This window comes from Terasakiispira papahanaumokuakeensis (genome assembly GCF_001709345.1).
Taxonomy (GTDB): Bacteria; Pseudomonadota; Gammaproteobacteria; order Pseudomonadales; family Halomonadaceae; genus Terasakiispira; species Terasakiispira papahanaumokuakeensis.
Window position 1 is genome coordinate 1 of record NZ_MDTQ01000001.1, and the last position, 14,276, is coordinate 14,276.

Annotated in this window: 13 protein-coding genes; 8 read left to right on the top strand and 5 right to left on the bottom strand. The window is 50.4% G+C overall.

Going from position 1 to position 14,276, the window contains the following annotated elements; translation table 11 throughout:
* Positions 1-316: 316 nt before the first annotated feature.
* The gene (locus tag BFW38_RS00005) at positions 317-1,369 is read left to right on the top strand and encodes an NAD(P)-dependent alcohol dehydrogenase (RefSeq protein WP_068996550.1); all 1,053 of its coding nucleotides are present in this window, start codon (positions 317-319) and stop codon (positions 1,367-1,369) included.
* 150 nt (positions 1,370-1,519) lie between these two features.
* Here BFW38_RS00005 and BFW38_RS00010 read toward each other — a convergent pair whose 3' ends face one another.
* Both BFW38_RS00010 and BFW38_RS00015 read right to left on the bottom strand, forming a co-directional pair.
* The gene (locus BFW38_RS00010) at positions 1,520-1,738 is read right to left on the bottom strand and encodes a YjfB family protein (protein ID WP_068996551.1); all 219 of its coding nucleotides are present in this window, start codon (positions 1,736-1,738) and stop codon (positions 1,520-1,522) included.
* A gap of 190 nt (positions 1,739-1,928) precedes the next feature.
* Positions 1,929-2,492, bottom strand: a complete 564-nt coding sequence (locus BFW38_RS00015; protein ID WP_068996552.1) for an isochorismatase family protein — start codon at positions 2,490-2,492, stop codon at positions 1,929-1,931.
* A 177-nt stretch (positions 2,493-2,669) separates the two neighbouring features.
* Between BFW38_RS00015 and BFW38_RS00020 the strand changes: the two genes are divergently transcribed.
* A complete protein-coding gene (locus BFW38_RS00020) occupies positions 2,670-3,548 on the top strand; it encodes a Tim44 domain-containing protein (RefSeq protein ID WP_068996553.1) in 879 nt (292 codons plus the stop codon).
* A 107-nt stretch (positions 3,549-3,655) separates the two neighbouring features.
* Here the strand turns inward: BFW38_RS00020 and yaaA are convergent, their stop codons facing one another.
* Complete coding sequence (gene yaaA, locus BFW38_RS00025; RefSeq protein ID WP_068996554.1) at positions 3,656-4,432, bottom strand: peroxide stress protein YaaA; 777 nt, start codon at positions 4,430-4,432, stop codon at positions 3,656-3,658.
* Positions 4,433-4,721: 289 nt separating this feature from the next.
* Between yaaA and BFW38_RS00030 the strand changes: the two genes are divergently transcribed.
* Positions 4,722-5,657 carry a DMT family transporter gene (locus BFW38_RS00030; protein WP_068996555.1) on the top strand — a complete coding sequence of 312 codons (936 nt, stop codon included), beginning with the start codon at positions 4,722-4,724 and terminating at the stop codon, positions 5,655-5,657.
* On the opposite strand, the gene BFW38_RS00035 is transcribed toward BFW38_RS00030, so the two are convergent.
* Positions 5,644-6,096: a DMT family transporter gene (locus BFW38_RS00035; protein ID WP_068996556.1), complete on the bottom strand. Its 453-nt coding sequence runs from the start codon at positions 6,094-6,096 to the stop codon at positions 5,644-5,646. The genes BFW38_RS00030 and BFW38_RS00035 overlap by 14 nt on opposite strands.
* Before the next feature lie 17 nt (positions 6,097-6,113).
* Positions 6,114-7,154: an NADP(H)-dependent aldo-keto reductase gene (locus BFW38_RS00040; protein ID WP_068996557.1), complete on the bottom strand. Its 1,041-nt coding sequence runs from the start codon at positions 7,152-7,154 to the stop codon at positions 6,114-6,116.
* 178 nt (positions 7,155-7,332) lie between these two features.
* On the opposite strand from BFW38_RS00040, the gene BFW38_RS00045 reads away from it, so the two are divergent.
* The 5 genes from BFW38_RS00045 to acnA all read left to right on the top strand — a co-directional run bounded on the left by BFW38_RS00045 (position 7,333) and on the right by acnA (position 14,247).
* On the top strand, positions 7,333-7,806 hold the full coding sequence (locus BFW38_RS00045) for a tetratricopeptide repeat protein (RefSeq protein ID WP_068996558.1): 474 nt from the start codon (positions 7,333-7,335) through the stop codon (positions 7,804-7,806).
* Positions 7,807-7,902: 96 nt separating this feature from the next.
* On the top strand, positions 7,903-8,388 hold the full coding sequence (locus BFW38_RS00050) for a 3'-5' exonuclease (protein ID WP_068996559.1): 486 nt from the start codon (positions 7,903-7,905) through the stop codon (positions 8,386-8,388).
* 229 nt (positions 8,389-8,617) lie between these two features.
* Complete coding sequence (locus BFW38_RS00055) at positions 8,618-9,442, top strand: crotonase/enoyl-CoA hydratase family protein (protein WP_084004353.1); 825 nt, start codon at positions 8,618-8,620, stop codon at positions 9,440-9,442.
* A gap of 50 nt (positions 9,443-9,492) precedes the next feature.
* Positions 9,493-11,274, top strand: a complete 1,782-nt coding sequence (gene radD, locus BFW38_RS00060) for a DNA repair helicase RadD (RefSeq protein ID WP_068996560.1) — start codon at positions 9,493-9,495, stop codon at positions 11,272-11,274.
* Between the two features lie 243 nt (positions 11,275-11,517).
* Positions 11,518-14,247: an aconitate hydratase AcnA gene (acnA, locus tag BFW38_RS00065; protein WP_084004354.1), complete on the top strand. Its 2,730-nt coding sequence runs from the start codon at positions 11,518-11,520 to the stop codon at positions 14,245-14,247.
* Positions 14,248-14,276 lie beyond the last annotated feature (29 nt).

The window sequence follows — 14,276 nt, forward strand, 5'->3', positions numbered from 1 at the left end:
CGATAAAAACACGCGCTCAACCCCAAAACTCCCTCTACCAATATCTATCAATCACAGCCCATCACACCCCTCCATCAATCTTTGGCCTCGGCAGTACCGGGCGTCAGTCTCCATACCTCTCTGAACCCAATGGTTGAATGTCTGTCTACAGGCGTGACTAAAAGAATGAGCCTTAAGCTTGGGGGATTTGGCAATTCAACAAGCATATTAGATAAGGTGATAAGTGTGAGGTTCATTTAACATCATGCACATTGTCGCGCTACATCTCATGTATAGATGATGTCTTTGAATTTGAATTTTAGTGTAAGGAAGTTTTATGAAAACAGTAGGCTATGCGGCATATTCATCTGATGCGAAAATGGCGCCTTACCATTTTGAGCGTCGCGCTTTACGAGCTAATGATGTGGCGATTGAGATCTTATATAGCGGTGTTTGCCATTCTGATTTGCATACCGTGAATGGTGATTGGGGGCCTCAGTCCTATCCGTTAGTGCCTGGCCATGAGATTATTGGGCGAGTCGTTGAAGTGGGGCCTGATGTTCAACGTTATCAAGTGGGTGACAAAGTTGGTGTTGGTTGTATGGTCGACAGCTGTCAGGCATGTGATCAATGTGATCATGACGAAGAGCAGTTTTGTCGCGAAGGGGTAACGCCGACTTATGGTGAGCCTGATCGGGTGAACGGGGAAACGACGCAAGGCGGCTATTCTAAACATATTATCGTACGAGAAGAATTCGTCCTGCGTGTTCCTGATGCACTGGATTTGTCTCGCGCAGCGCCCATTCTATGTGCCGGTATCACCACCTTCTCACCGCTGCGCACTTGGAATGTTGGGAGTGGCAGTCGAGTGGGAGTGATTGGCTTAGGAGGCCTCGGACATATGGCTGTTAAGCTAGCCGTTGCCATGGGCGCGGAGGTCACTGTGTTAAGTCGTTCTAAAAAGAAAGCACAAGAGGCCAGGGCATTGGGGGCAACGGGCATCCTGTCTTCAACAGACTCAGATGCCATGACCGAAGCTGCTGCTTCCCTGGATTTGATCATTGACACTGTGCCGGTTCAGCATGATGTGTCCATCTACACCCCTTTGCTCGATATTGATGGCACGCTGGTGATTGTGGGGCAGGTTGGTCCCATGGATGAGTTTATGACGATACCCATGATCATGGGACGTCGGCGTGTCGCGGGGTCATTAATTGGTGGAATTAAGCAAACTCAGGAAGTGCTCGACTTCTGTGCTGAGCATGATATTCATCCGCTCTGTGAGATCATTCGTCCTGATCAGGTGAATGAGGCTTTTGCTGCCATGGAGAAAGGTGATATCGCCCATCGCTATGTCATGGATATGTCTTCACTTTCTGTCGAAAGTTGAGTGTGTCGACATTGATGTCCCTGCTTCAGGCTAGAGCGATAGCCTTTACAGTAAAACACCCCGCTAGCGGGGTGTTTTAGCATTCAAATGTCATCATGACGGGCCTTGCTGTGAGGGGCTGTGTTGCCGAAGATGGGCTTGTGTTGAAAATCAGACCCGAATATCGATATTGCTTCCCATCTGTGGATCGGCAGATTTAACTGATTTTGGTCCCTCAGGAACAGATTCTATCAATTGCATGATCGCCTGACCCTGACTGTCTCGTGCATCTTTGAATACTTCGATTTGTGCTTGTTGACGGGCGTTCTGGTGGTTGAGACGATGCTCAGAACCGGTCATTTGAAGTCCCGCTGCCCCTGTAACATCCATTAAGCGTCTCCGTTGATTGAGTGTCAATTTACGTTAGCACTATTCGATGCCTTGAGCGGTGACAAACTGTAATTCTCTAGCCTATCAACGCAAGAGTTTTCCGTCACGCTTCACCCGTCGTGTTTAGTCGCGTTTTAACACCATAGGTCGTACTTTAAATTATGAGTAGTGCTTTAGTAGCACTTTAATATCATTGATAGTGGGATAAGTCTTTAATGTAGTTTTGACTGAGTTGTTTAAATTGTGCGTGTTGGCAATGTTCAAGCCATTCAAAAGCGACCATTTCTGGCGTCACCTGTTCTGCACCGTGGGCCACTAGGCGTTGCAGTGCTAATCGTTTATCTTTATTGCGTCGAGACCCCACTGCAGTATCGATGATAAAGACTTCATAGCCTTCTGTTAATAAGTCCATCGCCGTTTGTAAGACACAGACATGCGTTTCAACCCCTGTCATCAAAATCTGAGGCCTTTGTTGAGCGCTAATATGCTGAGCAATTAGTGGCTCGCGATAAGCACTAAAATGTGTTTTTGAAAAGATCTGAGCATCAGGGCTGCGCTGTAATAGCAGTGAGTGTGTTGATCCCAATCCTTTAGGGTTTTGCTCAGTGAATGTCGTGGGGATATCCATTTCCCTCGCGATATCGCAGAGCCAGAGATTGCTGTTTAGGCATGCCGTTGATTGCGCGATATGAGGCATTAGACGAGTTTGCAAGTCGATGATCAAAAGCTGGCTGCGATGCGCTTGCAGTAACATGTTAGACTCCTGGGTCAATGAAAGGTATCCCATTGATATAGGCTGCTGGATACAGGGAGTAAAGATATCGGGTCTGGCAAAGTGAATCTTGTGTGTTTGCCAGAGTCTTAAGCAATAAGACGTTTTGATGCCTGGACCATTGAGTTCAGACCTGAAACTTTAAGGAGGTAATGACTGGTGAAACACTTTTTAGTACTGCTGATGGGGTGTGTGCTGACTTTGGGGCTTGCTGCACCTGATGCGGATGCCAAACGAATGGGCGGGGGTAAGTCTTTCGGTTCTTTCTCTCGTCAAGCGCCTGCCAAAGAGTCTACTCGGACCTTTGGAACGACTTCGACTCAAAAGCAAAATGGTGTTCAGAATGCGACGAGCGGTCGTAAAGGGATGGGCTTTCTTGGGCCATTAGCAGGTTTAGCTGCGGGGGGGTTATTAGCTTCAATGTTCTTTGGGGGTGCCTTTGATGGCATTCAGCCATTGGATATTTTATTGATGGCAGGTTTGGCCTTTTTGTTATTTCGCTTTTTACGTCGTCGCCAGCCTCAAACCCGTGGTGCTCACCATCAAGCGGGTGCAGAGCAATCACCGCCTCCGAGTCATTTTGAACGTCACTCTTCAGCGTCTTCGGGTGGTGCACTTAATGAAGGGCAAGCCGCTCGACAGGATGATCAGCATGTCCAGTATGGTGCACCTGCTTGGTTTGACGAAGCGGGTTTTGTTGAGCGTGCTCGGCAACATTTTCATGACTTACAAGCGGCTTGGGATTCTGGCGATATGGCGCAGATCCAAGAATATGTGACTCCCCTCTTGTATCAACAGCTATGTGAAGAGCGTCAGAAGCAGGCCGGACAATCTCATACTGTGGTCGATAAACTGGCAGTTGAAATCAGCCAGATTCAACAGGTCGGTGAAACTGTAGAGTTAGCGGTGATGTTCCATGGGATGATTGCCGAAGATGGTGCTGCGCCTGCGCCTTTCCGAGAGATGTGGCACTTAATTCGGGATATGAAGCAGCAGGATGCGCCTTGGGTCATTCAAGGTATTGAGCAGCTTGCATAACTAATTGTTTTTGCATAACTAATTGTTTTGACGAGTCTTCGTCTAAAAAGCGCCCTGAGTTCGGGGCGCTTTTTTATGCCTAGCGTGGTGTGATGAGCGCCTAAAACTCAATGCTCCAGACGTCGAGTAAAGGTCCATTGTGTTTCAGTCGATTGGCTTTCATCGAACTGATAACCACCATAATCAAAACTTTTTAATTCTTCGGGAGTTTCCAGCTTGTGATCAATCATGTAGCGACACATTAAGCCTCGAGCTTTTTTGGCATGGAAGCTGATGATTTTATATTGGCCATTTTTCCAGTCTTTGAATACCGGTGTAATGACTTGTGCTGATAATGCCTTGAGATCAACAGCCTTGAAGTACTCTTGTGAGGCTAAATTGATCAGTACAGGGGCTGTGTGGTCGGACAATGTTTGATTGAGTTTATCGGCCAGTTGATGACCCCAAAAGTCGTAAAGGTCTTGACCTTTGGGGGTTTTTAAGCGTGTCCCCATTTCTAGTCGATATGCCTGAATCAGGTCTAATGGGCGTAGCAACCCATAAAGGCCTGACAAAATGCGCAAGTGAGATTGGGCATATTGAAAGCCAGTGTCATCTAAGGAAAACGCATCTAGGCCCACATAAACGTCGCCTTTGAATGCGAGAACGGCCTGCCGCGCATTTTCCGGGGTGAAGGGCGTTTGCCATTCTTGGAAACGCGCAGCATTGAGACTACCCAGCTTGTCACTAATCTTCATGAGTACGCTGATATCTTGAGGTGAATAAGGCCGTAATACTTCAATCAGTTCAGCGGATTCATTGAGCAGGTCCGGCTGAGTATAAGTGGAAGTAGGAACTGGCGTATCGTAATCAAGTGTTTTGGCTGGAGATATTACCGCAAGCATGGGGAGCTCCTTCAGTACCTTCAAATCAGAACCAGTCAGTATACGAGACTGTTGATCAATCGCTTTACGTTGAGTGTGAGTATACCTGTGGTTGGCTGCAAGTGATTCACTGCTATTGGGTTGATTACATTGCGCTATCAGTCGTTGCCGTTGCTGCTCTCAATCCTATTGGTCTTTAGGGGGAGTGACCTCTTGGGTATGACACGTCAGAATACTCTCCTTGTATAAAATAGGTCGCTATGTGAATTGTCGCTGGCGTATTGTTGAGCTTTCTGAATTGGACCTGATGATGTCGGCCCCTACTCCCCCCCGTGTTGCCTATTTACTCTTAATCCTCAGTACGTTTTTTTGGGGAGGGAATTTTGTGTTAAGTCGCGCTGTGCATGCGGATATGCCGCCATTGGCGTTGGCTTTTTGGCGATGGGTTCTGGCATTAGTAGTGATTCTGCCGTTCGCTTGGCCGCAATGGAAGCGACACCGGTTATTGATCATGCAGTACTGGAAGGTGTTGTTGGCGCTTTCTGTATTAGGTATTGCTAATTTTAATACGTTTGTTTATCTCGGGCTGCAAACACAGCCCGCAACGAATGGCCTCTTGTTGTTATCGATCGGACCTATTGTGATTTTGGCACTTTCACGGCTTATTTTTAAAGAATCCATCAATGTGGTTCAAATGTTGGGCATGATGATTTCTTTGTTGGGGGTGGGCGTGATTGTGACTCAAGGGCAGCCAGGGCAGTTGGCTCAACAGTTTGAGCATGCTGATGGGTATGGCTGGATTTTGGCGGCTGTTGTGAGTTGGGCCTTGTACTCGGTATTGCTACGGCTCCGACCGGCGGGGCTGCCAGGTATCGGCCTTTTTGGGCTGACGGTCTTGATCGGCGCAATCGTACTAGCCCCCTTTTATGCTTATGAACATTGGGTGCAGCAGCGACATATGGCGTTAACGGCAGTGAATTTATTGAGTATCGGTTATGTGGGGATTTTTGCCTCGATTCTGGCCTTTATGTTCTGGAATCGTGGGGTTGCTGATCTTGGGCCTGCTCGTGCAGGTTATGTGATTCACTTGATACCTGTCTGGGGGCTGCTACTCGCGACAGGCTTTCTTGGCGAGCAGCTGATGGCTTATCACTGGATGGGTATGTGCTGTATTTTTGGTGGGATCTGGTTGGCTACCGTACGCGGCCGTGCACGTAGCGGTAGCCGTGTGCTTAAAAGCGCTTGATTAATATGACGCCGAGGATCACTAACACAATGCCCGCTATGCGTCCCAGTGAGATATCGTGCTGTGGAAAAGTTGCCCAGCCGATTTTATCCAGGAATATGGATGCCGAGAGTTGGCCTGCCAATAGCGCAACCATTAATGCAGCGCCCCCGATCCGAGGCGCCAAAAAAACAGAGACAGATACGAAGACAGCGCCTAAAAAGCCGCCGATCCAAGCCCAGCTCGGCGTATCGGTGATGACGGCCATGCCAGGCCACAGTCGCTGGTTGAGTATCAACGTTAACACGCACAGGGCGACAGTGCCGACCAAGAAGGACACCATGGCGGCCCAGATGGCCCCATCTCCTTGCTGTGCCAAAGTGCTATTGATCCCGGCTTGAAGTGGCATGGCTGCGCCAGCAGTGATGGCCATTAAAAGCCATAACCATTCAGTACTCATGGTCGTTGAACGATTCCTTAGGGACATGGATTACTGATTTCACGATGGACCGCTTCGATATCTTCCAAAACGGATGTGGATAATTTGACCTCAATGCTTTTGAGGTTACTTTCTAACTGATTTCTGCCTGTGGCGCCAATGATGTTACTGGTCACAAAAGGCCGCGAGGTCACAAAGGCCAGTGACATTTGAGCGGGATCCAAGCCATGGTCATGTGCGATTTCAACATATTTTGAGATGGCTTTTTCGGCTATCGTACCTTGATAACGCTGAAAGCGCTCAAAAAGGGTCATGCGGGCGCCTTCAGGCCATTGACCATTGAGATATTTACCCGAGAGTGCACCAAATGCCATGGGCGAGTAAGCAAGCAAGCCCACATTTTCACGAGTACTGATTTCAGCCAGCCCGACTTCAAAACTTCGATTTAATAAATTATAGGGGTTTTGTATGCTGACGACGCGGGGCATCCCCTTTTGTTCTGCTTGTCGAATGCATTCCATGACGCCCCAAGGGGTTTCATTGGATAGACCGATATGGCGAATTTTTCCAGATTCAACCAAGGGCGCTAAAGCTTCGAGCGTTTCCTGGAGGCTAATCGCAGTCTCATCAGCTCCCACTTCGCTGTAGCCGAGCTTGCCAAAGAAGTTAGTATTACGCTCGGGCCAGTGAAGTTGGTAAAGGTCGATATAATCAGTCTGTAATCGCTGAAGGCTACTTTCAACGGCTGCGTTTAGGTGCTCTGCACTAAAACGGGGCCCATTGCGGACATGCTTCATCCACTCCCCAGGGCCACTCGCTTTTGTGGCGATGATGAGTTGTTCTCGGTCTTGTCGTCCGGCGAGCCAACTGCCAATGTAACTCTCTGTTCTACCTTGGGTTTCTGCCTTTGGTGGAACCGGGTACATCTCGGCAGTGTCAATGAAATTAACCCCATGATCCAGGGCTAAATCGAGCTGTTCATGTGCTTCTGACTCACTATTTTGCTCGCCAAAAGTCATGGTGCCGAGACAAAGACGACTTACTTTGGGGCCATCGGGTGTTAATGGGCTGTATTCCATTGTGATCTCCATTCTATTGTGTATTTTTGCACTAAGATGGTGCGTTTAGGCGAAGGAACAGCATAAAATACCGTTTTAGTGACAAAAAGGGTTATCAAACTATACCTAGATGGTTACAATCGCGCGCCTTACACACTTTGATTAACACCTATTCACTAGAAAACGTGGCAGGTTGATCATGCCGACATCTGTCGAACTGCTCGCCCAAATCGAATTCTCGCTAGCCCGGCGTCTATATCGCGTGGCTTATCGACCGGGTTTGAAGCTGACGCGAAAACTGATCGCACGGATGCTGAGTCATTCTGCAAAGGCGGGTCACCGAGAAGCACAAGTGACTTATGGACGCCGTTTGTTGGAACATGGGCTGACGACCCAAGATCGTTATTGTGGTGCGCGCTATTTAATTCAAGCGGCACAGCAAGGTGACCGGGATGCCCAGTGGTGGGCCGGTCGCATTCATGAGCGTGGTGTCGGGCCTTATCCGAGTAACGAAGCGCAAGCGGTCACTTGGTATGCAAGGGCTGCCCGGCAAGGTCATGTTGATGCCATAGAGCGTTTGATCCAAGCATATGATGAAGGTGAACTCAATCTCCCTCAAAGCGAGCGTTGTGCGCTAGAATGGCGCGAACGACTGGCGACTGCCAGCCAATAGAACCTCTATCATGTTGGCATAGAAGGCGCTTCGGCATACTCCTTGCATTCACTATGATGAGGTTACGTGGCTTATTAATTGGCAGAAGGGCATTAAATGGATTGGCCAACGATCATCGATGTGGAGGCTTCTGGCTTTGGACGGGGGAGTTACCCGATTGAGGTGGGTATCGCTCGTGCTGATGGCAGTGTGGCTTCGCGCCTGATATGCCCTGAGCCGAGTTGGCAACATTGGAATGAAGGGGCTGAGGCTGTGCATGGGATCAGCCGTGCTCAGCTCCAAAGTGAAGGTGGTGCCGTGACGGATGTGGCCGATTGGCTCAATAGTGAACTGAAAGGTTTGACGGTTTATTCAGACAGTTGGGGCTTTGACAGTAGTTGGTTAGCGTTACTGTTTCACCATGCTGATCGGATTCAACGGTTTCGTTTAGACACATTGCATCGTTTGCTGAGTGAGCAGCAGGTGCTTCGCTGGGGGCAAGTGAAGCAGCAAGTCGTGGCGGAGTTGGGGTTAACTCGTCACCGGGCGGCGGATGATGCTCAAATGTTGCAGCGAACTTTTCAGCTAACGGCAAGCCTCTAGATGTTTTTTGCCTTATCTATGGTGGTTTCAATCCTTTCCTGATGTCGATCTTTCATGATGGTCTATTGTGTCACCCTCTTGTACTGGCACTTGTTTTTCACTTCTCGCGATTACCGGCTTTTTGAACCTTTCAAACTCTTGTTTCACTTTGTGCTCTCCTGATCTAGACTGCCATGGCTGATGACTGAATTGTTGAAAGGGCTGTTAAAGCCTGTGATCTGAGGTCGCCATGTCTTTTGAGCATATGTCTGTTGAACACCTGTCTGCTGAACTCTCTCCTTTGAGTGTGCAGTTCGTTGATGGTATTGCAGAGGTTCGTTTATGCCGTCCCGAGCAATGCAATGCGTTAAATATTGAGCTGATCCAGGCATTACTTAAGTGTTTGACTGACCTACAGCACCGGCAGGATTTGAAAGCGGTGCTGCTCCGGGCCGAAGGGACTCATTTCTGCTCGGGGTTGGATGTGGCTTCAGTGATGCAATCGCCTGACTCGATTGAGTTCTTGTTGAGCCCTATGCCCGGTTTTCCCCATAATCGCGTCCAGCATTTGGCGCTAGGCTGGAAGGCCTTGTCTGTGCCTGTGATTGCGGTGATGAAGGGGTATGTTTTCGGCGGCGGCTTGCAAATCGCCTTAGGTGCCGATATTCGTTTAACCACGCCTGATTCACAATGGTCTGTTATGGAAGGGCGTTGGGGATTAATTCCCGACATGGGGATGACCGTTTCAGCGCGCGGATTAGTGCGAGAAGATCGATTGTTACAACTGACGCTTTCGGCAGAGCGCTTCAACGGTACACAAGCCCATCATTGGGGCTTTGCAACAGACGTTTTGGATGATCCTGATTATGCGGCACAGCTACTGTTATCTCAGCTAGCTGAACGTTCACCTGAAATGGTACGTGCAGCCAAGCGCCTATATCGGGACAGCTTCGATGAAGTCGAGACGAATCGTCTTACCTTGGAAGAAAAACTCCAGCGACGTTTGCTGGGTAGTGCTCAGCAGCGTGAAGCCGCTATGGCACAGCTCGAGCGTCGGCCACCTCAATTCGACTGAGGGGCTGTTCCAGTATCCCGTTATCTTGATGGGCATGGCACAATAACGTCATGTCCACACCTCCTCCTTTCTCATTACGTCCCTACCAAACTGATGCTGTTCAGGCGGTTATTCGACACTTTCGAGGCAGCCATGAGCCTGCTGTTGTCGTGTTACCCACTGGCGCGGGTAAAAGCTTGGTCATTGCTGAGCTGGCGCGTTTGGCAAGGGGACGTGTATTGGTACTGGCGCATGTGCGTGAGTTGGTCGAACAGAATCAGGCTAAATATGAGGCCTATGGGTTAAAGGCGGATGTTTTTAGCGCTGGACTCGGCCGTAAAGAAGCCTTGAGGCAAGTGGTTTTCGGCTCTGTACAGTCTGTTGTGCGTCATTTGGACCAGTTTGATGATGCTGGATTCACCCTGCTGGTGATTGATGAGTGTCATCGTGTCGACTGCCGGCAAGAGGCCAGCTATCAGCAAGTGATTCGGCATTTACAGCAACTGAACCCAAATTTAAAAATCCTCGGGCTTACCGCGACGCCTTATCGATTAGGTCAGGGATTTATCTACCATCGCCACTTGGTGCAGCAAGCCGTACGTGGCCGAGATGACTGTTTTTTTCGTGTTTGTGTCAGTGAGCTGCCATTGCGCTGGATGGTGCGTCAGGGATATCTGGTGATGCCAGATAAGCGTGATATGCCGATCGAAGGTTATGATTTCAGCACTTTATATGGCCACGGGGATGGTGCTTTTCGAGAAGCTGAGTTGGCTCAAGTGGTCGATGGTAGCCGAGTCACACCAACGATTGTGAGCAATATACTGCAGCAGGCCCAAGAGCGTCAGGGCATCATGATATTTTGTGCCACTGTACGCCATGCTCAAGAGGTTGCGGCGTTATTACCGGCAGCGGAAACTGCACTGGTTACCGGCCAGACGCCAAGTGAAACGCGCGAGTGCATTATTCAGCAGTTTAAAGCGCGACGCTTGCGCTTTTTAGTGAATGTCTCGGTGCTCACAACGGGCTTTGATGCGCCTCATGTGGATGTGATCGCGATCTTGAGGCCGACGGAGTCGGTCAGCCTTTATCAGCAAATTATTGGTCGTGGTTTGAGGCTTTCTCCTGAGACGGGTAAGCAAGACTGTTTGATTCTAGATTATGCCGGTAATCCATGGGATCTATGGGCTCCGGAAATCGGCCCCCCGCCTGGCGAGAAGAAAACGGTGCCGGTGCAGATCCCTTGCCCACTCTGTGGTTTTGCCAATACTTTCTGGGGGCGTGTGGATAGTCAAGGTCATGTGCTTGAGCACTTCGGTCGGCGCTGTCAGGGGTGGGATGATGAAAGCCAAGCCCAATGCGCGTATCGATTTCGCTCTCGACAGTGTGAGCAGTGTGGAGGCGAGTGCGATATCGCGGCACGCAACTGCCCGCATTGTGATGCGACCTTAGTGGACCCTGATGATAAATTAAAAGCGGCCATGAAACTCAAAGGTGCAAGAGTGCTACGCGTGGCGGGCATGACATTAATAGCGACCGTTAATGGCCGCGGCCACCCCCGTTTGAAAGTGACCTACTATGATGAAGAGGGTGAGGGGCTTGATGAATGGTTTGCATTAGAGACATCGCCTCAACGGCGGGCATTTGAGCACCACTTCTTAAAGCATCACTTAAAAGCCCCAGGTGTACCATGGCGCCCCCAGAGCCCTGACGCGGTTCAGGCCGAGGCGAATCGTTTGCGCTACCCTGATTTTGTCATTGCCCGCCAAGTGGGGAGACACTGGCGTATTCAGGAAAAGTTATTCGATTATCAGGGCCGCTTTCGCAAGGCAGTCAGTGCTGGGCCTGATGAATAGCCTCCTTTGACATTGCTTAAGTGGCCCATATAAAGGCTGATGGAAACGTATTGGTCATGACAGTGTGCCATTAGTGGGGGTTGATCTATGATGAAACTGGCCCCATTGCTTTACTGTTAAGACGTTATTTTGACATGACGGATCGTGATCAGCGTCTCGCGCTATAGCGTGGGCGCCCTGCATACCTGTCGGGAGTCGATACCCGTGATATCCCTCCCGGCTTTTGAGGAGGAGGTACTTCGCATGACTGACTCCAGCTCTAGCACTTTGGACGCCAAAAGCGTTCTCAATGTTGCTGGTACTGACTATACGTTCTATAGCCTGCCACAAGCCGCCGATCAACTAGGCGACATTCAGAAACTGCCTAAATCACTGAAGGTCTTACTGGAAAACCTGTTACGCCACCAGGATGGCGACACCGTGACCCGTGAAGATTTGCAGGCCATTGTCGATTGGCAAAAAGATGGCCATGCTGATCGAGAAATTGCCTATCGGCCAGCGCGTGTTTTGATGCAGGATTTTACTGGCGTCCCTGGTGTGGTTGATCTGGCAGCCATGCGTGCAGCGGTGAGCGAACTGGGGGATGACCCTGAGAAAATCAATCCGTTGTCCCCTGTCGATTTGGTGATTGACCACTCGGTGATGGTCGATCGCTATGCCAATGATGAGGCGTTCAAGCAGAATGTCGACATCGAAATGCAGCGAAACCACGAGCGTTATGCATTCTTACGCTGGGGTCAGCAAGCATTCGATAACTTCAGCGTTGTCCCGCCGGGCACCGGTATTTGCCACCAAGTGAACCTAGAATATCTTGGCCGTACCGTTTGGAGCCACGAGGACAAGGGTGAGCACTTTGCCTACCCCGATACGCTCGTTGGGACTGACTCTCACACCACGATGATTAATGGCCTCGGTGTTTTAGGCTGGGGGGTTGGCGGGATCGAAGCGGAAGCCGCCATGCTGGGTCAGCCGGTGTCCATGCTGATTCCAGAAGTGGTCGGCTTTAAGCTCACAGGCAAGCTCCGCGAAGGGATTACTGCAACCGACTTGGTGCTAACGGTGACAGAAATGTTGCGCCAGCATGGCGTTGTCGGGAAGTTCGTCGAATTTTATGGCGATGGCTTGGCTGATCTCCCTCTGGCTGACCGGGCGACGATTGCTAATATGGCACCGGAATATGGGGCCACCTGCGGTTTCTTCCCGGCGGATGCCGAAACGTTGAAGTATATGCGCCAATCCGGTCGGAGCGATGATCAAGTCGAATTGGTGGAAGCTTATACCAAGGCTCAGGGGCTCTGGCGGGAAGCGGGAGATGAGCCGATCTTTACGGCGACGCTGGCGCTGGATATGGGGGATGTGGAATCGAGCTTGGCTGGGCCTAAACGTCCCCAGGACCGTGTCGCCTTAAGCCAGATCAAATCTCATTTCGGTGATTTGCTGGACTTGTCTGTTGCGCCTGCCGGTGGTGATGCGGGGCGTTTAGAAGGTGAGGGCGGTGCGCCTGCGCCTGCAGCACCCGGTGAAGTTGAGGTTGAGCTTGATGGTGAAACCTTTACTTTGTCGCATGGGGCTGTCGTGATTGCAGCGATTACCTCCTGTACCAATACCTCTAACCCCAGTGTCATGATGGCGGCTGGCTTATTGGCTAAGAAGGCGGTAGAGAAAGGTTTGATGCGCCAGCCTTGGGTGAAAAGTTCTCTGGCACCAGGTTCCAAGGTGGTGACGGATTATCTAGAAGCTGCAGGGTTAACGCCTTATCTCAATAAGCTTGGGTTTAACTTGGTGGGGTATGGGTGCACCACCTGTATCGGGAACTCGGGGCCGCTACTGGATCCGATCGAAAATGCGATTCGCAAGGGTGATTTGACGGTGGCCTCCGTGTTATCGGGCAACCGTAACTTTGAGGGTCGTGTTCACCCGGCAGTGAAGACCAATTGGTTAGCCTCACCGCCCTTGGTGGTCGCCTATGCATTGGCGGGTTCCATGCGGGTGGACCTGACCTCTGAATCACTAGGTCGGGACAGCGATGGGCAACCGGTTTATCTGAAAGACATCTGGCCGTCTCAAGCCGAAATCGCTGAAGCTGTTGAGCAGGTCAATACCGAGATGTTCCGCAAGGAATATGGTGCGGTCTTTGATGGTGATGAGGCTTGGCAATCGATTGAGGTGGCGAAAGGTCAGATCTATGATTGGCCGGATTCCACTTATATTCAGCATCCGCCGTTCTTTGAAGGCATGGGGCGTGAGCCTGATCAGGTTGAGGATGTGCATAAGGCCAGTGTATTGGCTATGCTCGGTGATTCGGTCACCACTGACCATATCTCGCCAGCAGGTTCAATCAAGCCAGAAAGTCCTGCTGGGCGCTACTTGAAAGACAATGGTGTTGAGCCTAAGGACTTCAACTCTTATGGCTCCCGTCGAGGGAATCATGAAGTGATGATGCGCGGCACTTTTGCCAATGTGCGGATTCGTAATGAAATGGTGCCAGGAGTCGAAGGGGGAGAAACGCGCCATATTCCCTCTGGCGAGCAGATGGCCATTTATGATGCCGCTATGCGCTATGCCGAAGATCAAACCCCTCTTGTGGTTGTGGCTGGTAAAGAATACGGCACAGGCTCTTCGCGTGACTGGGCCGCTAAAGGGACGCGCTTATTAGGCGTTCGGGCTGTCATTGCCGAATCTTTTGAGCGAATTCACCGCTCTAATCTCGTTGGTATGGGGGTATTACCACTCCAGTTCCCCGAAGGTACCAATCGTGAAACCCTGAAGTTGACTGGGGAAGAAACGTTTACGATAACGGGGTTAGCTGAATTGCACGCGGGGGATGAGGTGAATACCACCATTACCTATCCAGATGGGCAAGAAACCACCGTTGCGATGCGATGCCGGATTGATACTGGCAACGAGTTGGCCTATTTCCGTCATGGCGGGATCTTGCATTATGTTCTGAGGAGGATGATTGGTGCAGCGTAGCGCCGGTTTAGGCTTTATACCGTTGTTTA

Bases quoted from the DNA above. Each gene is read 5' to 3' on its own strand.
- BFW38_RS00040 (WP_068996557.1), bottom strand. From the start codon at position 7,154: ATGGAATACAGCCCATTAACACCCGATGGCCCCAAAGTAAGTCGTCTT.
- BFW38_RS00035 (WP_068996556.1), bottom strand. From the start codon at position 6,096: ATGAGTACTGAATGGTTATGGCTTTTAATGGCCATCACTGCTGGCGCA.
- radD (WP_068996560.1), top strand. From the start codon at position 9,493: ATGTCCACACCTCCTCCTTTCTCATTACGTCCCTACCAAACTGATGCT.
- acnA (WP_084004354.1), top strand. From the start codon at position 11,518: ATGACTGACTCCAGCTCTAGCACTTTGGACGCCAAAAGCGTTCTCAAT.
- BFW38_RS00015 (WP_068996552.1), bottom strand. From the start codon at position 2,492: ATGTTACTGCAAGCGCATCGCAGCCAGCTTTTGATCATCGACTTGCAA.
- BFW38_RS00010 (WP_068996551.1), bottom strand. From the start codon at position 1,738: ATGGATGTTACAGGGGCAGCGGGACTTCAAATGACCGGTTCTGAGCAT.
- yaaA (WP_068996554.1), bottom strand. From the start codon at position 4,432: ATGCTTGCGGTAATATCTCCAGCCAAAACACTTGATTACGATACGCCA.
- BFW38_RS00005 (WP_068996550.1), top strand. From the start codon at position 317: ATGAAAACAGTAGGCTATGCGGCATATTCATCTGATGCGAAAATGGCG.
- BFW38_RS00055 (WP_084004353.1), top strand. From the start codon at position 8,618: ATGTCTTTTGAGCATATGTCTGTTGAACACCTGTCTGCTGAACTCTCT.
- BFW38_RS00045 (WP_068996558.1), top strand. From the start codon at position 7,333: ATGCCGACATCTGTCGAACTGCTCGCCCAAATCGAATTCTCGCTAGCC.
- BFW38_RS00030 (WP_068996555.1), top strand. From the start codon at position 4,722: ATGTCGGCCCCTACTCCCCCCCGTGTTGCCTATTTACTCTTAATCCTC.
- BFW38_RS00050 (WP_068996559.1), top strand. From the start codon at position 7,903: ATGGATTGGCCAACGATCATCGATGTGGAGGCTTCTGGCTTTGGACGG.